Source organism: Micromonospora sp. CA-111912 (assembly GCF_050948415.1).
Classification (GTDB): Bacteria; Actinomycetota; Actinomycetes; order Mycobacteriales; family Micromonosporaceae; genus Micromonospora.
Genome location: NZ_CP192007.1, coordinates 5604763 through 5626881, shown reverse-complemented (window position 1 = coordinate 5626881; position 22119 = coordinate 5604763). Strand labels below are relative to the sequence as shown.

General features: G+C 74.2%; 19 protein-coding genes. 10 read left to right on the top strand and 9 right to left on the bottom strand.

The window, feature by feature from the left end; genetic code table 11:
* Window positions 1–49: 49 nt before the first annotated feature.
* The 3 genes from ACQPZO_RS23340 to ACQPZO_RS23330 are packed head-to-tail and all read right to left on the bottom strand — an operon-like array spanning window position 50 to window position 2702.
* The gene (locus ACQPZO_RS23340; RefSeq protein WP_433343973.1) at window positions 50–1027 is read right to left on the bottom strand and encodes a hypothetical protein; all 978 of its coding nucleotides are present in this window, start codon (window positions 1025–1027) and stop codon (window positions 50–52) included.
* Window positions 1024–2400, bottom strand: a complete 1377-nt coding sequence (locus ACQPZO_RS23335) for a hypothetical protein (protein WP_433343971.1) — start codon at window positions 2398–2400, stop codon at window positions 1024–1026. Before ACQPZO_RS23335 ends, ACQPZO_RS23340 begins: the two co-directional genes overlap by 4 nt.
* The gene (locus ACQPZO_RS23330) at window positions 2397–2702 is read right to left on the bottom strand and encodes a DUF6403 family protein (protein WP_433343969.1); all 306 of its coding nucleotides are present in this window, start codon (window positions 2700–2702) and stop codon (window positions 2397–2399) included. Before ACQPZO_RS23330 ends, ACQPZO_RS23335 begins: the two co-directional genes overlap by 4 nt.
* Window positions 2703–2934: 232 nt before the next feature.
* Here ACQPZO_RS23330 and ACQPZO_RS23325 point away from each other — a divergent pair, with 232 nt between their 5' ends.
* Genes ACQPZO_RS23325 through ACQPZO_RS23310 form a run of 4 tightly spaced genes read left to right on the top strand, consistent with a single transcriptional unit; the run spans window position 2935 to window position 8462 of the window.
* Window positions 2935–3336: a hypothetical protein gene (locus tag ACQPZO_RS23325; protein ID WP_433343967.1), complete on the top strand. Its 402-nt coding sequence runs from the start codon at window positions 2935–2937 to the stop codon at window positions 3334–3336.
* Window positions 3337–3385: 49 nt separating this feature from the next.
* Complete coding sequence (locus ACQPZO_RS23320; RefSeq protein ID WP_433343965.1) at window positions 3386–4528, top strand: DUF559 domain-containing protein; 1143 nt, start codon at window positions 3386–3388, stop codon at window positions 4526–4528.
* Between the two features lie 17 nt (window positions 4529–4545).
* Window positions 4546–5205: a hypothetical protein gene (locus ACQPZO_RS23315; RefSeq protein WP_433343963.1), complete on the top strand. Its 660-nt coding sequence runs from the start codon at window positions 4546–4548 to the stop codon at window positions 5203–5205.
* Entirely contained in the window at window positions 5202–8462 is a 3261-nt protein-coding gene (locus tag ACQPZO_RS23310; RefSeq protein ID WP_433343962.1) for an ATP-binding protein, read from the top strand. Before ACQPZO_RS23315 ends, ACQPZO_RS23310 begins: the two co-directional genes overlap by 4 nt.
* A 14-nt stretch (window positions 8463–8476) precedes the next feature.
* On the opposite strand, the gene ACQPZO_RS23305 is transcribed toward ACQPZO_RS23310, so the two are convergent.
* The 3 genes from ACQPZO_RS23305 to ACQPZO_RS23295 form a co-directional block, all read right to left on the bottom strand.
* Window positions 8477–8875 (bottom strand): fluoride efflux transporter FluC, encoded by a 399-nt coding sequence (locus ACQPZO_RS23305; RefSeq protein WP_387024718.1) that lies wholly within the window; start codon window positions 8873–8875, stop codon window positions 8477–8479.
* On the bottom strand, window positions 8875–9273 hold the full coding sequence (gene crcB / locus ACQPZO_RS23300; protein ID WP_433343959.1) for a fluoride efflux transporter CrcB: 399 nt from the start codon (window positions 9271–9273) through the stop codon (window positions 8875–8877). Before crcB ends, ACQPZO_RS23305 begins: the two co-directional genes overlap by 1 nt.
* A 136-nt stretch (window positions 9274–9409) precedes the next feature.
* Window positions 9410–10582, bottom strand: coding sequence for an acyl-CoA dehydrogenase family protein (locus ACQPZO_RS23295; protein ID WP_433343957.1), 1173 nt, complete (start codon window positions 10580–10582; stop codon window positions 9410–9412).
* Window positions 10583–10996: 414 nt separating this feature from the next.
* On the opposite strand from ACQPZO_RS23295, the gene ACQPZO_RS23290 reads away from it, so the two are divergent.
* The 3 genes from ACQPZO_RS23290 (at window position 10997) to ACQPZO_RS23280 (ending at window position 14998) form a co-directional block, all read left to right on the top strand.
* Complete coding sequence (locus tag ACQPZO_RS23290) at window positions 10997–13279, top strand: sensor histidine kinase (RefSeq protein ID WP_433343955.1); 2283 nt, start codon at window positions 10997–10999, stop codon at window positions 13277–13279.
* Window positions 13280–13293: 14 nt separating this feature from the next.
* Window positions 13294–13995 (top strand): response regulator, encoded by a 702-nt coding sequence (locus ACQPZO_RS23285; RefSeq protein WP_433343954.1) that lies wholly within the window; start codon window positions 13294–13296, stop codon window positions 13993–13995.
* 73 nt (window positions 13996–14068) lie between these two features.
* A complete protein-coding gene (locus tag ACQPZO_RS23280; protein ID WP_433343953.1) occupies window positions 14069–14998 on the top strand; it encodes an LLM class F420-dependent oxidoreductase in 930 nt (309 codons plus the stop codon).
* A gap of 47 nt (window positions 14999–15045) precedes the next feature.
* Here the strand turns inward: ACQPZO_RS23280 and ACQPZO_RS23275 are convergent, their stop codons facing one another.
* Window positions 15046–15291: a hypothetical protein gene (locus ACQPZO_RS23275; RefSeq protein WP_433343952.1), complete on the bottom strand. Its 246-nt coding sequence runs from the start codon at window positions 15289–15291 to the stop codon at window positions 15046–15048.
* A gap of 170 nt (window positions 15292–15461) precedes the next feature.
* On the opposite strand from ACQPZO_RS23275, the gene ACQPZO_RS23270 reads away from it, so the two are divergent.
* The gene (locus tag ACQPZO_RS23270) at window positions 15462–16700 is read left to right on the top strand and encodes an FAD-binding protein (RefSeq protein ID WP_433351176.1); all 1239 of its coding nucleotides are present in this window, start codon (window positions 15462–15464) and stop codon (window positions 16698–16700) included.
* A gap of 80 nt (window positions 16701–16780) precedes the next feature.
* On the opposite strand, the gene ACQPZO_RS23265 is transcribed toward ACQPZO_RS23270, so the two are convergent.
* On the bottom strand, window positions 16781–17923 hold the full coding sequence (locus ACQPZO_RS23265) for a site-2 protease family protein (RefSeq protein ID WP_433343950.1): 1143 nt from the start codon (window positions 17921–17923) through the stop codon (window positions 16781–16783).
* A 90-nt stretch (window positions 17924–18013) separates the two neighbouring features.
* Here ACQPZO_RS23265 and ACQPZO_RS23260 point away from each other — a divergent pair, with 90 nt between their 5' ends.
* Window positions 18014–20113, top strand: coding sequence for a prolyl oligopeptidase family serine peptidase (locus ACQPZO_RS23260; protein ID WP_433343948.1), 2100 nt, complete (start codon window positions 18014–18016; stop codon window positions 20111–20113).
* A 670-nt stretch (window positions 20114–20783) separates the two neighbouring features.
* The gene (locus ACQPZO_RS23255; protein ID WP_433343947.1) at window positions 20784–21437 is read left to right on the top strand and encodes a hypothetical protein; all 654 of its coding nucleotides are present in this window, start codon (window positions 20784–20786) and stop codon (window positions 21435–21437) included.
* Between the two features lie 144 nt (window positions 21438–21581).
* Here ACQPZO_RS23255 and ACQPZO_RS23250 read toward each other — a convergent pair whose 3' ends face one another.
* Window positions 21582–22112 (bottom strand): hypothetical protein, encoded by a 531-nt coding sequence (locus ACQPZO_RS23250; RefSeq protein ID WP_433343945.1) that lies wholly within the window; start codon window positions 22110–22112, stop codon window positions 21582–21584.
* Window positions 22113–22119 lie beyond the last annotated feature (7 nt).

Sequence of the window (22119 nt, the reverse complement as noted above, 5' to 3'; positions counted from 1 at the left end):
CCGCGCGTCCCGCTCCTAACGGATTGCGTCGGCGTACCTGCCGGGCACGTCAACCACGGCGCACCCGCCGGGCAGGGCGGTCAGCCGCAGGAAGGGTTCCGGGCTCCACCCCGGCGACCGACCGGGCCCGCCGGCTCAGCGAGTCGACGCGCTCGGTGAGTTCGCGTACGGCAGTCTCGTCGTCGCCGTCCATGGCCGTGATGCCGTCGAACAGCGCGGCGTACTCGGACGTCAGCTTCAGGTAACTCCGGCAGAACTGCCGGTTGGCGCGGCCGGGCTGGCCGTCCGCCAGGGCATACTGCTGGTCGAGGTCGATGATCTGCTGGGCCAGGACGGCGGCGGCGGCGCTGAGCGCGCTCCGGTCGTCCGCCTGCTCGTCGTGGCGGCTGCGGCGGGTCGCCGTGAGCCGGCCGGCCCGCCGGCCTCCGACGTAGAGCACCGTCGCCGCGGCGATGACGCCCGCGATCGCCGCGGCCGCCAGCAGGTACCGGGGCAGGGACGGGCTGATCGTGCGGGCACCGTCTGGAAGGGTGCCGTTCTTGACCAGCAGGTCGTAGTTGACGGTGACGACCTTCAGCGCCTCCAGGGGACGGTCGACGAAGGTGTCGATGCCCCGGCTGATGGTCATCTCGGCGACGGCGGCCCGGCCGAGGTTCTTCTCCTTGCGCTCGGGCAACAGCGCGCAGCCGTAGGTGTCGTAGTCGTCACCGTCACGGCTCATCACCAGCACGACGGTCCCGTCGGCGGCGCGCTCGACCTGATTGCAGGCGTCCCGCAGGTTCCCGCCCGGTTCGAGCAGCACCACGACCAGCCTGCGGTTGCCGATGATTCGTTCCGCGGCGGCTTGGTCCAGGTCGACGCCGGGCGCGGCGTACACCGACGAGGTGCGGACCTGCCGGGCCACCGGGCCGTGCAGCGCCCCGCCGCTCCACAACGCCCAACCCGCCAGGACCGCGCAGGCCAGCGCCGCGCGGCCGAAGGCCGTGCCGAGGAGGTCGCCGAGCCGGCGGCGTACGGTCGGTCTCACGACAACCTGCCCCGGAGGTAGAGGTCCGGTCGGTAGCTGGGGATGCCCAGCGTGCGGGCGGCGTCGTCCAACTCGTCCGTCGCGTCGTTCAGCAACGTCCGGACGTGCTGGTCCGGCAGGCTCTCGTCCAGCGCCTCGCGGGCCGCCTGCAGCCGGACGATGCCCCGGGCCAGCGCCGGGTCGCTGCGGGCGTCGGTCAGCAGGGACATCTCGACGGCGAGGGCGGTCAGGCCGGCCAACCGGGCCGGCACGCCGCTCCTGGGCAGGCCGTCCCGCCGGCCGTCTCGGCCGTCGTCGAGGCGGCGCAGCGACCGGATCGACAGGGTCAGGAACGCTGCCACGCAGGCCGCGAACACCCACGGCAGCGCCGGCAGCGCCACCCGGAGCGGATCGATCGGACGGTACGGCAGGGGCCGGTCGAACAGGCCCGCGTAGCGGACGTCGGTGACCTGGTTCAGGTAGACCGCCAACACGTTGTACTGCGGGTAGTCGTACCGGCTGAGCCGGCCGCCGAACTGACCGTAGAAGCTCGCCCCGACCAGCTCGGCGAAGTCCTCCTGCCACGGGCCGTGGTACTCGATCCAGAGGCCGTACATCACCACGATCGGGGTGCCCGGAAAGAGCCTGGTCAGCGCCGGACCGTACTGGGGCACCGGCACGCCGTCGCGCTGCGGGGGGAGCGCGACGAAGCGGACGCCGTCCGGGAAGGCGTTCTTGGCGTTGACGGCGGGAACCTTGGTGAGCGTGGCCCCGGGCGCGCGGTGCAGCCCGGTCGCCCGCAGATCGGCGGCGACCACGGCCAGCTCCCGGGCGCTCGGCTCCCGCCAGCGCAGTTCGTCGCCGTCGGGCGGGGTGGGCTGGTCCTCCAGCTTCGCGATGAGCGTCAGCAGCGGCCCCGTCACGTCGTCGGTGGCGAACTGGTCGCGCCAGCCGGGCAGGTCGTCGGGGAGGGACTGATAGAGGCCCCCGCTCACCTCGGTGCCGACCACCCGGACGGTCGCGTTCTTGACGCCCTTCACCCGGAGGCGTTCGTCCTCGTCCAGCCCGGGCGGGGCGACCAGGATGCGGACGTCCCGTTTCCCGATGATCTCCCGTACCCGCTGCTCGTTCCACCGCGCGGTCGAACCGGGCAGCCGCACCACGGGGGCGGCGGCCACCAGCGCGGTCATCTCGTCCTCCGAGGGCACGCTCGCGTCGCTCAGCTCACCGGCCGAGCCCTCCTCGACCTTCTGGGAGGGCGACGGCGACCTGCCGTAGCTGACGTCGATGCTCTGCCGCTGGGCGAGCAGGAAGACGACCAGGATGACCACGGCGATGCCGAGGAACGCCCAGCGCAGCAGCTCGCGGCGGTCCTGGCCCAGGCGGCCGGTCATGCGTGCTCCCGCCACAGCCGGTCGGCCTGCCGGGCGTGCTCGGTCGCCGTCCGCGCCGCCGCCGACCCGCCCCGGCCGGCGGCGATCAGCTCGGCGCGGGCGAGCAACTGCTCGGCCTCGGGCACCCGGGTCCCGGCCGCGTCCCGGCTGACGGCCGCGCTGTCGATCTGTGCGCGGGCGGTGGACCAGGCGGTACGGCGAGCCCGCTCCCGGGCCCGCCACCGGGGCAGCAGGGTCGTCGCGAAGCCCGCACCCACCAGCAGCAGGCCACCGGCCAGCCAGATCGGGAGGGTGTGTGACATGCGCTCCAGCCTTGTGCCGAGGGGTCGGGCCCGTCGCCGCGAGGGGCGGGTACCGCCCGAGTCTCGCCGATCGAGTCAAACCGCTGCACGTGCGGGCCCCGGACCGACGAGGCGGCCCTCACCTCCGAACCTTGGACAGTTCACGTCCGCCGGTGACGGAAACTGTCCAAGGTTGCAGTTCATCGGGGTGGGGCTTGTTCGTCGTGCGGGTTGGCGGGGGGAGGATCTTGTCGTGAACACCTCTACGCGTACACGTGCTCTGCTCGGTGGGTCGGTCCTCGCGGTGGCGACGGTCGCGGTCTGGTGGGCCTGGCTCGGCTGGGACACGGAGTACACGGTCGACCCGGTGACCGACTCGGTCAGCGGCCCGTACGACGTGTGGCAAATCGTCGGGTGCGTTCTGTCCCTGGCGGTGGTCGCCGCCGTCGGCGGCTGGACACTCCGCCCCTGGCTGGTGGTGCCGGTCATGACGGTGGCCTTCACCGTCGCCTGGGCGTGGCGGGCGGCGACGAGCGACGACTCGGGCCTGTGGGCGGTCGGGGCGGTCCTGATCCTGGTCGGGATGGCGGCCGGCAGCACCGCAGTCAGCGCGGGGGCCCACCTGCTCCACCGGCAGCGTGCCGGCGGAAGCTGATCCGCACCGGGGCAGCGCCCGCGCCGCCGGCTCGGTAGCGTGCGTGGCCATGCGCAGCGGGGCCGGTCCGGAGTGGTGGACGGCTGTCCCGCCGCTTCGCGTCAGCCACCTCGCGGGCGTCGACCCCGAGCTGCTCCGGTTGGCCCTCGACCCGCTGCCGCCGTCCGCGCCGGCGGTGGTCGCCTACCGGCCGGCACGGGGCCTTCCCCTCGCCGGCCTGGTCACCGTCCTCCTCGACGAGCTGGAGGACGCCGCCCGGGCACTGTTTCCCCGCTGGCTGCCCGGCGCGGCCCGGCTCGACGGCAGCGGACGCCTCGGCGCCACCGCCGCCCGGGAACTCGCCACCCGGGTCGCGGCCCGCTCCGACCACTTCGGGCCGTTCCTCGCCGACCTGGCCGAGCGGGCCCTGGGCTCCCGCCGTGCCGGAGCCGACCCCCGTGACCGACGGGCACAGCCGGGCGGGAGCGGCCCGCAGGGCCCCGGCGAGGACCGACGGCGTGCGCGCCCGTCGCGCTTTCCCGCCGAGGTGCGGGCCGCCGGCCTCACCAGGGTGCTCGCCGACGCGTACGACCGGGAGTCCTGCGTGCTGGTGGCCGAGTCGCCGCAGCGGGCCGGGCCGGAGGACGAGCGGGCGCTCGTGGCGGCGGCCGAGTGGCTCGTCCAGCACGGCCGGTGCGCGGTGTGGCTGGTCGGCCCGCTCCCGCACGGAGGCGACCGGGTCCGCCCGGTTCCGCTCCGGCTCCCGATACACCTCGCCGAGCTGAACGGGGGCGTCGGTCGGGTTTCCGACAGCCCCGCCGGCCCGGGTGTGGTGGGCCTGGCGTACCCGCCGCTGGCCGGGACGCCCCGGCCGGACAGCGCCGCCGAACAGGCCCTGGAGCGTGCCCTCGCCCCGCACGACTGGGCCCGTGGCCGGCGGTGGAACCACACCTACGAATGGCATCCACTGGGTCGGCCGTACCGCCTGGATCTGCTCTGGACGGTCGAAGGGCTTGCGGTCGAGGTGGACGGCCCGGAGCATCGGGGAGCCATGATGTTCGCCGACGACCGGCGGCGCGACGTACAGCTCCAGCTTCTGGGGCTCGACGTGCTCCGGTTCACCAACGAACAGGTGCTGACCGACGTCCAGGCCGTCATCCGGAGCATCCGGGACCTGCTGGCCCGACGACGCGCGGCCGGCGCGCACCCCTGACAGGAAAAAGAGGCACCATGTCGAGCAGCACCGCGGACCTGCCGAGCCTGACCCCCAACCAGATTCAAGCGCTCGTCGTGCTGATGGTGGAGGCCCGGAAGCTGACCAACGCCGAGCTGCGGGACCTGGCCGGGTTCGCGCTCACCGGCAAGGACAACAAGAAGCTGGTGGAGCTGGGCCTGGTCGAGACCGACCGCAGCCGCCGCATGCTCTCGCACGAGCTGACGGATGAGGGCTGGCGGGTGATGCGCCAACTGCACACCGGCGCCCCGCCCAGGGCGGGCGGCTCGGCCAGCCGCTCCCTGTTCACCCTGCTGGGCAACCTGCACCGGGGGCTGGACCGGCTGCGGATCAGCCACGCCGACTTCTTCAAGCAGACCGCCGCCGACCCGGCCGGGCCGCCCCCGGCCGCCGGGGACGTCGCGGAGCTGGTCCGGGCCGCGTACCGGGAGCTGGCCGCGACGCCCGGCGCCTGGGTCGGCCTCGCCGACCTGCGCGACCACCTCGACGGCACCGACCGCGCTGCGGTGGACGCCGCGCTGCGGGCACTGGTGCGGCAGGACGGCGTACGGATCATCCCGGTCACCAACAGCAAGTCGCTGACCGCGCGGGACCGGGCGGCGGCGGTACGCATCGGGGACGAGGACAACCACACCCTGTCGATCGGCCCGGCATGATTCCTGACGACGAGCGCGCCGCGCTGGAGGCGTTGACCTTCCACCCGGCGGTCACCCCCGACGACGTGTGGCGGCCCTCCCCGTACAACGTGCCCGAGCTGCACGAGCGGGTGGTCGCCGAGATCCTGCGCGGGGTGGCCCGGGCCCGCACCGACGACACCAGCCGGCCCCTCGGGGTGGCCATGCAGGGGCGGGCCGGCTCCGGCAAGACCCACCTGCTCGGCGCGGTCCGGGAGCGCATCCAGCAGGACGGCGGCTACTTCTTCCTGGTCAACATGGTCAGCGGCCGGACCTTCTGGTCGAGCGTCGCGCTGGCGATGGTCGAGGGGATGGGCCGGGAGTCGGGCGGCTGGGACACGCAGCTGCGCAAGTTCCTGCGCCGGCTCACCTCGCAGCTCGGCCTCCCCGCCGAGGTCCGGGACGCGGTGTCCGGCGCCGAGCCGCTCAGCCGCGAGCACCTGGACACCTTCGTCCGGGCCCTGCGCACCTTCCACCGCGAGGTGGGCCGGGACTGCCAGGACACCGCCCGGGCCCTCGTGCTGCACGGCTCCCGCGAGTTCGACGACCAGGACGTCGGCTACGCCCACCTGATCAGCGAGCCCGGCGACCCGGCGCGCCGCGCGGAGTGGGGGCTCACCCACGGGGTACGCCTTCCGCAGCAGATCGTCCAGGACATCTCCCGGCTGATGGCGCTGACGCTGGACCCGACGGTGATCGCCGTCGACCAGCTCGACACGCTTCTCGCCCAGACCAGCACGTCCATGTTCGACCCGCGCGCGGAGCTGGACGACGCACACGCGACCGCGTTCGGGCCGATCGCCGACGGCCTGCTGACCCTGCGCGACGTCACCCGCCGGACGCTGCTCGTGGTGTCCTGCCTGCCGGACACCTGGGAGCTGCTGACCCGCAGCGCGCCGACCTCCGTGGCGGACCGGTTCCGGGTGTCCCTGCTGCCCGACCGGATCCCGACGCCGCAGATCGGGCGGGCGATCGTGGCGAAGCGGCTCGCCGCCGTGTTCACCGAGCGGCGGTTCTTTCCGCCCCACCCGACGTGGCCGGTCAGCCCCGACGCCTTCGCCGACGCCCCGAACCTCACCCCGCGGGCCCTGCTGCGCCGGGTGGACCGGCACGTCGCCCGATGTCGCGACGCCGACGAGGTGACCCTGCTCGACCGGCTCGTCGACGGCGGGGATCCTCCGGTCGTCCCGCCGCCGGGGCCGGCCGGGACGGCGGACCTGCGCCCGCTGGACGAGCGGTTCGCCCGGCTGGTGGCGGCGGCCGAGGTCGGGCCCGCGCTGGAGCACCGCACGGAGGACGAGCACCTGCCGCCGCTGCTCGCCGCCGGGCTCGCCGCGTGGATCGCCGAGCAGGCCCCCACGGGGGCCACGTACAAGCACGACCCGCCGCCGAGCCGCAAGCCGGCGCTGCACGGTCGCCTCATCGAGGTGCTGGACGAGGCCACCGAGAACGAGGCGCACTGGTGCTTCCGCGGCCTCGCCCACCCGAACGCGATCGCCACGATCGCCCGGGTCCGGGCGGCCTGCACGATGGCCGGCCTGGACCGGCAGTACCCGCAGCGGCGACTGGTGCTCCTGCGCAACGACCCCTGGCCGACCGGCCCGCGTACCGCCCAGGTGCTGGCGGAGTTCGACGCCGCCGGCGGGGTGCGGTGCGCCGTGGCGGAGGCCGACCTGCGGGTGTTCGCCGCACTGCGCGAGCTGGCCCGCGAGCCGGACGCGGCGTACCAGGAGTGGCTGCTCGCCCGCCGGCCGGCGAGCGGCACCGCCCTGTTCCGTGCGGTGCTCGGCCCCTCCGCCCCGGCCGCCCCTGTGCCGGCCGCCTCCACCCCGGCCGCCTCCGGGTCGGCTGCCTCCGGGTCGGCCGAGCCTGCGACGCCGGTTTCCGGGGCCGCCGACGGCCTGGTGCCGGCAACCCCCGACGGGCCGGTCCCGGGCGCACCCGGTGCTGCGGTGCCGACCCCCGCCGGCGGCCGGGCGACGGGGGAGCGGCCGGCCGTCGGCGACGGGCCGGACCCGGCGGCGGTCCGGCTGGGACAGACCACGGACGGGCGGCGACCGTTCCAGGTGGACCTGGAGTCGCTGCGCCGGCACGCCGTGGTCTTCGCCGGCTCCGGGTCGGGCAAGACGGTGCTGATCCGGCGGCTGGTCGAGGAGTGCGCCCGGCAGGGCGTGTCCTCGATCGTGCTGGACCCGAACAACGACCTGGCCCGGCTGGGGGACGCGTGGCCGCAGCCGCCGGTCGGCTGGGAGCCGGGCGACGACGAGCGGGCCCGGGACTACCTCGACCACACGGAGGTCGTCGTCTGGACTCCCCGGGTCAAGGCCGGGCGGCCGTTGAGCTTCCAGCCGCTGCCGGACTTCAGCCCCGTGCGGGACTCGCCGGACGAGTTCGACCAGGCCATCCGCTCGGCGGTGGAGGCCCTAGCGCCCCGGGCCGGGGTGGACCGACCCACCCGGCTCGCCCAGCAGGGCAAGGCCGTGCTGACGGAGGCGCTGCTGGCGTACGCGAGGACCGGCATGGTGGGCCTGCCCGGCTTCACCGAGTTCCTCGCCGACCTGCCCGACGGGGTGAGCCGGCTGGCCCGGGCCGACAAGTTGGCCCTGGAACTGGCCGAGGCGCTCAAGGCGGCGATGGTCACCGACCCGCTCTTCGGCGGCACGGGCGCCCCGGCCGATCCCGGGCTGCTGCTCACCCCGACGCCCGGCCGGCGGGCCCGGGTGTCGGTGGTCAGCTTCGTCGGGCTCACCTCCGACCAGGAGCGGCAGAGCTTCGTCAACCAGTTGCAGATGGCGCTGTTCGCCTGGGTGCGGCGGCACCCCGCCGGGGACCGGCCGCTGGGCGGCCTGTTCGTCATGGACGAGGCGCAGACCCTCGCCCCGTCGACCGGGAACACCGCCTGCACGGCCAGCACGATCGCGCTCGCCTCGCAGGCCCGCAAGTACGGCCTCGGGCTGGTCTTCGCCACCCAGGCCCCCAAGGGCCTGCACAACCAGATCTCGGGCAACGCCACCACCCAGTTCTTCGGTCTGCTCAACGCCCCGGCGCAGATCGACGCGGCGCGGCAACTCGCCGAGGCCAAGGGTGGCCGGCTGCCCGACATCGGGCTGTTGAGCAGCGGCCAGTTCTACGTCGCGGGCGAGGGCTTCCCGTTCGTCAAGGTCGACACCCCGCTGTGCCTGACCCACCACCCCAAGGCGCCGCTGACGCCGGAGGAGGTGATCGACCGGGCGGGCTGACCCGCGCCGACCAGCTAATGAAGCAGACCGCCGAGCCACAGGCCGAACGCGGCCAGCACAAGGCTCGCGCCGAGGCTGCCGAGCACGTTGAAGGCCTCGACGGCGGCGTTCTTGCGCAGCAGTCCCAGCGTGTGCCACTCCTCGGTGGAGAAGGTGGTGTAGGCACCGAGGAAGCCGACCCCGACGATCGCGGCGAAGTCCTGCGCCCCAGCGGCGACGTTCTTCGCGGCATAACCGGTGACGACGCCGAGCACGAAGGCGCCGGAGACGTTGATCAGAAAGGTGCTCGCCGGGAAGGCCCTACTGGACCCGGTGACCCGCGCCTTCCACCAGGGTTTCACCAGCGCGTCGACGCCGGCGCGGCTCAGCGCCCCGAGCCCGCCGGCCAGGAACACCCCGATGCCCACCCACATCACGCACCCCTGCCCGTCGGACGCCCCACCCGCATTTCCGCGAGGCGTGCGCCGAGCGCCGCGGCGATCACTCCACCGAAGATGCTCACGACGAGGTAGGCGATGCCCACCCCACTGCGCCGCGCCCCGATCAGTTGATCGGACTCGACGATGAAGTGCGACCAGGTCGTGAAGCCGCCGATGACACCGGTCGAGAGGAACGGCTTGCCCCATGGCCCCGGCAGCCGGTGCGCCGCGAGCAGCGTCATCACGGCGCCGAGGGCGAAGGCGCCCACCATGTTGATCATAAAGGTGACCCAGGGAAAATCCGGTGGCGTGGGCGGGGCGAGGGCGAGCCCCAGGAGGTACCGCAGGGTGGCGCCGATGCCACCGCCGACGATGATCGCTAGGACTGTCACGCACCCATTAGCTCACCGGCGCCCTCCGTCACCACCCAGTTCGGGCGGGGCCTCACCCGTACGGTTGGTGCCCCGCCCGAGCGGGTCCGACATCGAAATGCCCACCGCCCGACACGTCGATCCCACGAAGCGCCACCTAGTACGCCAGCTCGACCGGGCGGCCGAGCAGGTGGGCGCCGTTGTTGCCCAGCCAGCCCTCCGCCGCCGCCGCATGCTGGGCGAAGGTGTGGATGTCCCGGAAGCGGCGCTGCACCGGGGAGGAGTCGCGGGCCGCGCCGCCCCCGCCCGCCCGGTAGCAGGCGTCCACGGCGGCGGTGGCGACCTCGGTCACCCAGGGCAGGCTGGCGGAGATCTGCGGGCGCAGCGCCTCGACCGCGGCCAGGTCCTCCGCGTCGGCCGCCCGGAACAGGTCGTGGGCCAGCGACCGCACCAGCGCCCGGGCCGCCCGGACGTTCAGGTCGGCCCGGCCGAGCTGCACCCGGAAGGCCGGCGAGTCGGCCAGCGACTGCCGCGCGTACAGCCGTTGCCGTCCGCCGTCGAGCAGCGCCACGGTGTCGTCCAGGGCACCCTGGGCGATCCCGACGGCCACCGCGCCCAGGTGCAGGACGAACTGCGCCAGCGGCGCGACGAACCCGGGCCCCGGGACGCACGGGGCCCCGGTGAACAGGTCGAAGCTCTGCTCCACCGGGCAGAATACCGATTCCATCAGCACGTCATGGCTGCCGGTGCCGCGCAACCCCAGCGTGTGCCAGGTGTCCTGCACCGTCGCCGCGCCGGCGGGCAGCAGCATCGAACGTATCTCCACGGGCTGGCCGTTCGGGCCGGGCAGCGGCTGGCCGTCCCCGGTGAGCACGCAGTTGCCGAAGATCCAGTCGGCGTGCCGGGAGCCGCTGACGAACCCCCACCGCCCGGTGACCTGGAACCCGCCGTCGGCCAGCTCGGCCCGTCCCTGCGGGGCGAAACCGCCGGCCACCACGACGTCCGGGCCCGACGCGTAGAGCTTGTCGAACCGGTCCCGGGGCAGCAACGCCAGCAGGTGCGGCGTCTCCGCGCCGATCATCACCGTCCAGCCGGTGGAGCCGTCGGCGCGGGCCAACTCCTCCAGCACCGCCAGCCCGGTGTGCGGGTCCGCCTCGTACCCGCCGTGGCTGCGCGGCACGAACATCCGGAAGCAGCCGGCGGCCCGGAGCCCGTCGAGCAGGTCGGCGGGCAGTTCCCGGGCGGCCTCGATCTCCTCCACCCGCCGGCTCAACTCCGGCGTCAGCTCCCGTACCGCACCTGTCAGTCGGGTCCGGTGCTGTTCGTCCATGGTTGCCTCCTGCTCGCCCCGGGCGTCGCGGCGCCGTCCCGGCACCGTCGGACTCGCGGCGCCGGCCTGCGGCATCCGCGGCTCAGACGTTGGACGGCCCGGCGTCCCGGCGGGAAGGGACGGCGGTACCGGCCCGCCGGGCGCCCCCCTGTCCGGCAGAAGTTCCCGGGTGGCCGGGACAGCGCGCACCATGCGGCCGGGACGCCGGGACCGGCACGCTCGGTGGACCGGCGGTGTCGCCCGCACCCCGACCCGCCGGCCCCATCGATGACCACGTCCCGCCGGGAGGTGCCCGTGTCCCACCGGTGGCCGTACCCCGTCCCGGTCGGGCTCCGCGCGACTGTCGCCGGACCGACACCCGCTGCGCAGCGCCGGGGTCTCGGCAACCGACGCCCCGACTGACAGGATCACGCCATGCTGGTCGATCCAGCGCCGCGCGCGCTGACCGTCCCGAACGCCGGCGACGACCTGCGCCGGCCGGTCGCCGCCTGGACAGTGCTGGTCGGCTGCGTGCTGCTGCTCGCCGCCACGACGCTCTGCTGGGCCCTCGCCCGCCGCCCGTGGGGCCTGTCCCAGCTCTACTTCCTCGTCGACTACACCGACTGCGCGGTGTACGGCACGACCGGATGGCTGATCCTGCTGCGCCGCAGTCACCCGGTTGCCTGGCTGCTGGCGGTCACCGGGGTCGGCGGGGGGATCGCCGCCCTCGGTGCCCAGTACCTCGACCTGCTCCGGGTGTATCCCGGGCTGCCCGAGGTCACGCTGCTGACCTCGGCCCGGCACTGGGGCTGGGTGCCGGGGATGCTGTCGCTGATCGTGGTGCTGCCCTGGCTGGTCCGGGAGAGCCGGCTCACGCTGGGGCCCCGGTTGGCGGTTGCTGTCGGCGTCGCGGTGGTCGCCGCGACCGAGCTGTTCCAGCTGACCTTCCCCGGGCTGGGTGGCGCCCCGTCCGGGGCGCCGCTGGCGATCCGCAGCGCGGACTGGGCCGAGTTCGTCACCCGGGTGCAGCCCGTGCTCACCGCCCTGGTGCCGCTGCTCGGGCTCGTCGCCGCCGCCGGGCTGCTGTGGCGGCGTCGGGTCTCGCCGGTCGTCGAACGGGTCGGCCTGGGCTGGCTCGCGGTCGGCACGGTGCTGCTGGCGGTGAGCTTCGCCCCGATCGCCCTGCCCGCCGGCTGGACGGGCTCGGTGGCGGAGTGGCTGCCGCCGATCGCCATGCTGGCCGCGCAGGCGTTCTTCCCGGCCGCCGTGCTGGCCGTGGTGCTGCGGCAGCGGCTGTGGGGGATCGAGATAGCGGTCCGCCGCACGCTGGTCTGGTTCCTGCTGACCTTCCTGCTGGTCGCCGCGTACGTCGTCGGGGTGACCACGCTGGACGCGCTGCTCCCGGCCAGCCGGGCGGTCCCCGGGGTGCTGGTCACCGCCCTGGTCGCGGCCGCCGTGCAGCCGGGCCGGTGGTGGGTGCAGCGGCGGGTGGACCGGCTGATCCACGGCGCGGCGGCGGAACCGATCGGCGTGGTCCGGGGCGTCGGCGACCGGATCAGCGCGAGCGAGGACCCGACCGACGTGCTGACCGGGGTGGCGCGGAGCCTCACCGAGTCGCTGCGGTTGGGCGCCTGCGGCATCGAGGTGGACGGCCCGGACCCGTGCACCGCCCACTGCGCGTCCGCCGGGCCGGTGGGGGAGCCGCTGGTGCTGCCGCTGCGCCGGGGCGAGCGGGAGGTGGGGCGACTGACCGCGTGGGCCCGGGCCGGCGAGCGGCTGGACGGGCGTACCCGCTCGGCGCTGGTCGATCTGGTGCCGGTGGTCGCCTCGGCGGCCAGCCTCGCCGCGACCAGCCGGGCGCTGGTCACCTCCCGGGCCCGGCTGGCCGAGGCCCGCGACTCGGAACGCCGCAAGCTGCGCCGGGACCTGCATGACGGGCTCGGTCCCGCCCTGGCCGGGGTGGCGCTCGGCCTCCAGGCGGCCCGCAACCTGCTGGGCGCCGACCCGGGCGCGGCCGGACGGCTGCTGGACCGGCTGCGCGACGAGACGGACCAGCGGGTCGAGCAGGTCCGCGACCTGGCCCGAGGGCTGCTGCCGCCGGTCCTCGGCGAGCGCGGCCTGGTCCCCGCCCTGCACGAGCTGGCCCAACGGTACGACGGCTCGGGCCTGACCGTGCGGGTCGAGGCGCTGCCGCTGCCGCTGCCCGAGCCGGTCGCCACCGCCGTGTACGGGATCGTCTCCGAGGCGGTCCGCAACGCCCAACGGCACTCCGGCGCACCGACCTGCCGGGTGGCGGTCGAGCGGAATCCGGACGGGCTCACCGTCCGGGTTACCGACCCGGGCCGGGGCGTCGCGGTCGGCACGCCGGCCGGGGTCGGCATGCTCTCCATGCGGGAGCGGGCCGAGGGCATCGGCGGGGTGTGCGTGATCGGCCCGGTGCCCGACGGCGGCACCGAGGTCACCGTCCGGGTGCCCGCCGACCGCCTGCCGCCGGTCGACGACGACCGGCCGCCGGCCGTCCCCGCCCAGCGCGGCTGGGCCGCCCCGGTCGAACCCGGTGAGGAACTGCCGGCCGCCGACCCCGGGCCGGAGCCGCCGGCCGCAGTCCCCGCCCCGGCCGACCCGTCGACGGGCCAGCGGCAGCCGTGGGGAGTGCCGGCGGAGGCCGGTACGGTGCCGGGGACGCGGGCGGGACGAACCCTGGTGGTGCGGCGGTGACGGTGGACGATGGCGTGACGGACCTTGGCGGTGCGGCGGTGACGGGTGATGGTGTGGTGGTCGGTGGCGCGGCGGTGATCCGGCTGGCGGTGGTCGACGACCATCCCGTGTTCCGGCTCGGCATGACGGCGCTGCTGGCGTCCACGCCGGGACTGGAGGTCGTCGGCGAGGCCGCGGACGCCGACGAGGCGGTCCGGCTCGCCGACCGCACCCGGCCCGAGGTGATCATCATGGACCTGCACCTCGGCGGCCGGTCCGGCGTGGAGGCCACCCGGGAGATCGTCGCCCGGCACCCGGGGATCGGGGTGCTGGTGGTGACGATGCTGGACGACGACGACTCGGTGTTCGCCGCGCTGCGCGCCGGGGCGCGGGGGTACCTGCTCAAGGGTGCCGCGCCGGGCGAGGTGGAACGGGCCATCCGCGCGGTCGCCAACGGCGAGGTGCTGCTCGGGCCGGTGATCGCCAGCCGGGCGATCGGCTTCCTCGCCGGCGGGCGGGCCGGCGGGCCGGCGCCGTTCCCCGAGCTGACCGACCGGGAACGCGAGGTGCTGGACCTGGTCGCGCAGGGGCTGAGCAACGTGGTGATCGCCCGCCGGCTGACGCTGAGCCCGAAGACCGTCCGCAACCACCTGTCCAACGTGCTCGGCAAGCTTCAGGTCGCCGACCGCAGCCAGGCGATCCAGCGGGCGCGCGAGGCCGGCCTCGGCCAACCCTGACCGGTACGCCCCGGCTGCGCCCGGGGGCCTTCCTTTCGCGGCGGGGGCCCGACGGGCTCCCTATGCTCGGGGCATGGAACTGCGGATCTTCACCGAACCCCAGCAGGGGGCCAGCTACGACCAGCTGCTCGCCGTGGCCCGCTGCGCCGAGGACGCCGGCTACGGCGCGTTCTTCCGGTCCGACCACTACCTGAAGATGGGCGCGGTCAGCGGCGACCCGGGCCCGACGGACGCCTGGATCACGCTGGCCGGACTGGCCCGGGAGACGTCCCGGATCCGGCTCGGCACCCTGGTGACGGCGGCCACGTTCCGGCTGCCCGGCCCGCTGGCGATCAGCGTCGCCCAGGTCGACCAGATGAGCGGCGGCCGGGTGGAGCTGGGCATCGGCGCCGGCTGGTTCGCCGACGAGCACACCGCGTACGGCATCCCGTTCCCCTCGGTGGGCGAACGGTTCGACCGGCTGGAGGAGCAACTCGCCGTCATCACCGGGCTCTGGGAGACGCCGACCGGCGAGACGTTCGACTTCGCGGGCCGCCACTACCCGGTGAGCGGCTCACCGGCCCTGCCCAAGCCGGTGCAGCAGCCGCGCCCGCCGATCCTGCTCGGCGGCATGGGGCCGAAGCGCACGCCCCGCCTCGCGGCCCGCTACGCCGACGAGTTCAACCTGCCGTTCGTCTCCGTCGCCGACTCGGTGGCCCAGTTCGACCGGGTCCGGGCCGCCTGCGCCGACATCGGCCGGGACCCGGCCGGGATGCGCTGGTCGAACGCCCTGGTGCTGTGCTGCGGCCGGGACGAGGCGGAGGTGCGACGGCGGGCCGAGGTGATCGGCCGGGAGCCGGCGGAGCTGCGCGAGAACGGCCTCGCCGGCACCCCGGCCGAGATCGTCGACCGGATCGGCCGGTACGCCGAGATCGGCAGCGAGCGGATCTACCTCCAGGTCCTCGACCTGGCAGACCTGGACCACGTCGAGCTGGTCGCCGCCGAGGTCATGCAGCAGCTCTGAGTCCTGGCGCCCGCCCGGGCCCCCGCTCGGCGCGGTCGGGCCGGGCCTCAGCGGGCGGGGTGCGGGGTGCGCAGGATCGTGTCGAGGCGGCCGTCCCGGTCGCTGTCCAGGTAGGTGATGTCGGGGGTGCCGTCGCCGTTCAGGTCCAACTGGACCACGTCGGCGATCCCGTCGCCGTCGAGGTCGGTGACGACCTCGGTCGAGCCGTCCAGGTGGTGGGTGACGATCGAGTGCGACTCGCCCGGCGGGCACGGGGCCGGCGCGGGTGCCGCGGGATCGGGGTAGCTGCTCATCGACGTATGGTTCCCCGACGACCCCCGGGCCAACCGCCCCCGGCCGGTGCCGCCCCGGGGCGTCGGCCGACGACGCCGAGCGACGGGAGTGCGACGTGGACGCAGGGGAGCAGGAACCACGCGCGGGCCTCGGCGTGCCCGGGGCGGGGCCCGCCGACCGGGCACCGGGCGTGCCGGAGCGCAACTGGGCCGGCAACGTCCGGTACGCCGCCGCCCGGCGGCACCGCCCGTCCGGGGTGGACGAGCTGCGCCGGCTGGTCGCCGGCAGCGACCGGGTCCGGGCGGTCGGCACCGGGCACTCGTTCAACCGGTTCGGCGACACCACCGGCGACCTGGTGTCGCTGGCCGGCCTGCCGCCCACCGTCGAGGTGGACCGGGAGCGCCGCACGGTCACGGTGGCCGCCGCCGTGCGCTACGGCGACCTGGCCATCCGGCTGCACGCCGCCGGGTACGCCCTGCCGACGATGGCGTCGTTGCCGCACATCTCGGTGGCTGGCGCGGTGGCCACCGCCACCCACGGCTCGGGCGTCGGGATCGGCAACCTGGCCACCGCCGTGGCCGCCCTGGAACTGGTCACCGCTGACGGGGACCTGCTGACCGTGCGCCGGGACGCCGACGGCGACCGGTTCGCCGGGATGGTGGTCGCCCTCGGCGCGCTGGGCGTGGTCACCCGGGTCACCCTGGACGTGCTGCCCGCCTTCGAGATACGGCAGTACGTCCGGCTCGGCCTGCCCCGCGTGGCCCTGGATGAGGCGTTCGCCTCGGCGTACAGCGTCAGCCTCTTCACCGACTGGCGCGGCGACCGGATCGGGCAGGTGTGGCGCAAGCAGCTCGCCGACGCCCCGCCGCCGGAGGCCGACTGGCTGGGCACCACGGCGGCGGCCGGGCCGGTGCACCCGGTGCCCGGGATGCCGGCGGGCAACTGCACGGCTCAGCTCGGTGAGCCCGGCCCCTGGCACGAGCGGCTGCCGCACTTCCGGCTCGGCTTCACCCCGAGCAGCGGCGACGAACTCCAGTCGGAGTACCACCTGCCCCGGGCGGCGGCGGTGGACGCGCTGGCCGCCCTCGACCCGGTGGCGGACCGGATCGCCGCCGTGCTCCAGGTCTGCGAGCTGCGTACGGTCGCCGCCGACGAGCTGTGGCTGAGCCCGCAGTACGGGCGGGACAGCGTCGCCGTGCACTTCACCTGGACCGACGACGCCGACGCGGTGACCCCGGTGCTGGCCGAGGTGGAGGCGCGGCTGGCCCCGTTCGCGCCCCGACCGCACTGGGGGAAGGTGTTCACGCTCGACCCGGCGGCGGTCGCCGCCGCGTACCCCCGGCACGCCGACTTCCTGGCCCTGCTGCGCACCCTGGACCCGGCAGGCAAGTTCCGCACAGCCCTGTTGGACCGCCACTTCCCCCGCTGACCGGCCCCCTTGATCGTCTGCGGCTGGCCGGCACGACACGCCGGAGCGGGTGCCGGTGCACAGCAGACGATCAAGGCGGCTCAGTGCCGGCCGGCCGGCACCTGGTCGCGGAGGCTGCCGCGCTGCACCGCACGGCTGATGTCGCTGGGCGAGACGATGCCGACCAGGCGCTGTTCGGTCACCACCAGCGCCCGACCGTCGGCGCACTCGCTGAGCCGGGGGAGCAGGTCGGTGAGCTGCTCGTCCGGGGAGGCCAGCACGAGCTGGTCGGCCCGGCAGGCCACCTCGGCCAGCGTGGTCGCGGCCCGTCGGTCGGCCGGGACGCCGCGTACCCGGTCGAGGGTGACCAGGCCGACCGGCCGGCCGTCCTCGGTCAGCGGCAGCGCCGAGTGCCGGTACGCGAAGAGGTAGTGGTCGACGAAGTCGGCCACGGTCATCTCGGCCGACGCGGTCTGCGGCTGCGGGGTCATCACGTCCGCCACCCGCATCCCGCGCAGCGCGCTGCCCGTCCGGGCCTGCCGCTCCTCCATGCCGGCGGCCCCGATCAGGAACCAGCCGATCAGCGCCAGCCAGAGCCCGCCGAACCCCACGCCGCGCAGGAACTGCCACAGGCCCAGCCCGATCAGCAGCACGCCGAGGATCCGGCCGGCCCGCGCCGCCACCACGGACGCCCTCGTCCGGTCGCCGGTGGCCTTCCACACGGCGGCGCGCAGCAGCCGGCCCCCGTCCAGCGGGGCGGCCGGCAGCGCGTTGAAGACCGCCAGCAGGAGGTTGATGCCGGCCAGCCAGGCCAGCGCACCCAACCACAGCCCGTGCACCCCGGCCAGCGCGAGCAGCACCGCGATGCCGCCGAAGAAGACGCCGATGATCAGGCTGACCAGCGGCCCGACCCCCGCGATGCGCAGCTCCGCCCCGGGGTCGCGGGCCTCCCCGCGCAGCTCGGCCACCCCGCCGAAGAGCCACAGGGTGATCCCACCGACCTCGATGCCGTTGCGCCTGGCCACCACGGCGTGCGAGACCTCGTGGGCCAACAGCCCGAGGAAGAAGACCACCGCGGCGCTCAGCCCGGCGAGCACGTACTCCCAGGTCGGCCGGTCCGGGTACGACCGGGGGAACTGGTTGGCCGACAGCCCCCAGGCGATCAGCAGGAAGATGACCAGGACGCTCCAGTTGACCCCGACCGGCACGCCCGCGATCCGGCCGATCCGGAAACTCGCCCTCATCTTCCGGGCATACCCCGCTAAACCCGGAGCATGCCCCGGCCGGTGGCCCGGTTCTCCGGCCAGGTTGACCCCGTCGGGGATAGTGACAACGTGGCGAGGCTGATTGATGAGCATGACGACCCGTACCTCTGGCTGGAGGACCTGGACGGACCGGACGCCGCCGGATGGGTGCGGGACCGCAACGCGGAGACGCTGGCCGCGCTGACCGGGGACGGGCGGTTCGACGCCCTGCGGGCCGAGATCCGGCAGGTGCTCGACTCGGACGACCGCATCCCCTACCCCGGGTGGCGCGGGGACCGCTTCTACTACGACTTCTGGACCGACGCGACGCATCCGCGGGGGATGTGGCGGCGGACCACCCTCGACCAGTACCGCCGGCCCGAGCCCGAGTGGGACGTGCTGCTCGACCTCGACGCCCTGGCCGCCGAGGAGGGCGAGAACTGGGTCTGGGACGGTGTGACGGTGCTGCGCCCCGGGTACGAGCGCTGCCTGGTCAGCCTGTCCCGAGGCGGCTCCGACGCGCTCGTGGTGCGCGAGTTCGACCTGGTCGGCCGCACCTTCGTCGAGGGCGGCTTCACGCTTCCCGAGGCCAAGAGCACGGTCTGCTGGATCGACGCCGACCACATCTACGTGGCCACCGACTTCGGGCCGGGCTCGCTGACCACCTCCGGCTATCCCCGGGTGGCCAAACGATGGCGGCGGGGCACGCCGCTGTCGGCGGCCGAGGTCGTCTTCGAGGGGCAGGTGGACGACGTCGCCGCCCACGCCTCGTACGACTGCACGCCCGGGTTCGAACGCACCTTCCTGGTCCGGGACCTGGACTTCTACCGCAGGGAGAGCTTCCTGCTGACGCGGGAGGGTGAGCGGCAGCGGATCGGCGTGCCGGACGACGCCCGGTGGGACGTGCACCGGGAGTGGCTGGTGATCGGGCTGCGCTCGCCGTGGACGGTCGAGGGCGTCACCCATCCGGCGGGCGCACTGCTGGCGGCCCGGTTCGACGCGTTCCTCGCCGGTGGGCGGGACCTGGCGGTGCTGTTCAGGCCAGACGACCGCACCGCGCTGGGCGGCCACGCGTGGACCCGCAACCATCTCATCCTGGCCACCCTCACGGACGTGCGGAGCCGGCTGGAGGTGCTGACCCCCGACGCGACGGGCTGGCGGCGGGAGCCGCTGCCAGGCGTACCGGAGTCCGGCCACAGCCGGCTGGTGGAGACCGACCGCGACACCGGCGACGACTACCTGCTCGTGTCCGAGGGGTTCCGGGAACCGGCGACCCTGCGGCTCGGCCGGGTCGGTGGCACGGTCGAGACGCTCAAACGGGCACCGACGTTCTTCGCCGGGGAGGGCCTGGCGGAACGGCAGTTCTTCGCCACCTCGGCCGACGGAACGCGGGTGCCGTACTTCGTGGTGGGCGACCCGGACGCGGCCGACGGCCCGACCCTGCTCACCGGGTACGGCGGCTTCGAGATCTCCCTGACCCCGCACTACAGCGGCATCATCGGCCGGGGGTGGCTGGCCAGGGGCGGCACCTACGTGGTGGCGAACATCCGGGGCGGCGGCGAGTACGGCCCCGCGTGGCACCGGGCCGCGCTCCGGGAGGACCGGCCCCGGGCGTACGAGGACTTCGCGGCGGTGGCGGCCGACGTGGTCGCCCGGGGGATCACCACGCCGGCGCGACTCGGCATCGAGGGCGGCAGCAACGGCGGCCTGCTGACCGGGGTAATGCTGACCCGCTACCCCGAGCTGTTCGGGGCGGTCGTCGCACACGTCCCGCTGCTGGACATGCGGCGCTACCACCGGCTGCTGGCCGGCGCCTCGTGGATGGCCGAGTACGGCGACCCGGACGAGCCGACCGACTGGGCCTACCTGAGCCGGTACTCGCCCTACCACAACGTCCGTAGCGACCCGCCGTATCCGCCGGCCCTGTTCGTCACCTCCACCCGGGACGACCGGGTGCATCCGGGGCACGCCCGCAAGATGGCGGCCCGGCTGCGCGAGCACGGGCACGAGGTGGCGTACTACGAGAACGTCGAGGGCGGGCATGGCGCGGCGGCGAACAATGCGCAACGCGCCTTCGTCTGGGCGCTGACGCTGGAGTTCCTGTGGCGCAACCTGAGCGGGGAGGCACGTCCGACCGTGCCGCACCAGCGGCCGGCGACCGGCGCGGCGGAGGCGGGGCTCAGGGCGTAGACCGACTCCTCCGGGCGGTGAACGCCTCTCTCCCGCTGAGCGGCCGCGGCAGGGCCGCCGGTGCGCGGCGGCCGGCACCACACCGAGCTGCATGGTGACTTATCACGAGCCGCAGTCGGTTCTCTGAGCTGGCCGTCCGGGATGGTGCCATCCGTGCCGTACTGGACGTGCTTTCGGAGCAGGACGCGACCCGGCTGCTCAGTGCGCACATAGTGCTGCCACGCCGGTGACCCTTTCTCCGGACAGTCGATCGCCTCCTACGCCAACCCGGCCGGCGCAGCCTAGCCGAGCAGGGCGGTGCGGGCCGGCTAGCGAAGTCGATGTAGGGCGGGGGTCAGTCCGTCGCCTCGCCAACGGGCCCGGCCGACGCCCCGACGACCGGGGTGCAGCCGCCCGTCGGCGACCACACCCGCCGCAAGGTGGCGCAGATCACGCCCGGTCGATCCTGTGAAGCGAGCCCGAACTTTCAAGCCAGCGATGAGACAGGAGTGCCGACAGGCGGCGCCCGAAGGGACGGCAAAAATGATCAAGGGCTCGACGAAAGACGTCAGCGTGGTCGACCAGGAAAGCGTCAGCGGTCCGACGGGGACCGGGCGCTGACGCTTGCCGCGATGGCCGTGGCGGCCAAAGGCCATTATGGAGGGTCAGTCTGGGAGTCGGGGGTGGGCAAATGGTGATTCGACAGCGGCCGCGGCGCCGGATCCTGCCGGCCCGGCGCCAGCGACCGGGGCAGCCGCCGGAGCGGGCGAGGGCCACCGACTGGATGCAGGCGTTGTCGAGTTTTGTCACGGTGATAGTCGCGATCCCGGCGCTGGTGATCGCGACCGTCACGTACAGGGACCAGCAGGAGATCAACCGCTCCCAGATCGAGATGGCCCAGCTGGAGCGTGGACGCTTCGAGCAGAGATACGCCGCCCGGGTGGCCTACTGGTGGGTGAGACCTGCGGGGACCAGGCTGGGCCCCGGGCGCTTCAAGGTGCAGAACCGGTCGCCCGTGCCGATCCGGGGCATAGGGATGCGCGTGACGCCTACTCAGAAACCAGGGACGCCTGTGCCTCATATCTACAACGTGCCGGCCGCCCCGCCGTGCGTGATCCTCACGATTGACCTGCCGCCCCTCTCCCAAGATGTAGATATGGCGCTCTGGATCAACCACCCTCCCGCGGTGGAGCTGCAGTTCACCGACCCGACCGGCCCTTGGCTCCTGAGTTCCGACGGGCTGGAGCGCGACAAAGGAGCGCCCCCCAACGCCATTCGGTGGCAGAGCGCCTTGGAGGTGGATGGAACGCGAGAGTCGGCGGGCGATTGTGGCGAGGGCGGGTGACCGCTCACCTCGTCCAGGGCGGTGCGCATGACGGCGGCGCCGCGCGAAGCCAATGCCGCCCAGCCTCGTCGGACGGGTGGTACTCGGTCGGCTCGACGAGGTGACCACCTGGTAGGGCTACCAATGGCTCTGGCATGGCCGTCACTATCCTGACGGGTCACTCTGTGCGAATGCCACGAGGCGTTCGGCTGCTGCGGGTGCGCGGAAGAGACAGACCGTTCCGGGGGCGTTGACCACTCGGCGGAGGTCACGGTCGAGTGCGTCACGGCGTACCACGCCGAGCCATGCCACGGGTCGCCAATGGTGTAGTCGTGGTTCGGTTGCATCCTCGGCATACCCGTAGTCCGCCGTCACTTCACCGATGGCAGCGCGAGAGCCGGTCAACGGCACGACAACCACGTCGCCCGCCCTCATGTGCAGGCGAAAGACCTGCCAATAGCGTAGAAAGTTCCGCAGGGCTCTGTCGCCACGGTCGGGGTGGGCTGTCTTCAGCGTTCGAAGCACAACCAGATCGCCCGGCCATTGGAGCAAACTCGGCATGTCGTCGCCCCCGATAGCAATGAAGCTGTCCTTGAGGAAGCGTTGCTCGATGCCTGGATCGTTCCATGCGCGTAGCCGCCAGGACCGTCGATCGTGGGCACCCGCTCGGGCTGAACTTTTCTCAAGACCGGTCATCGACTTC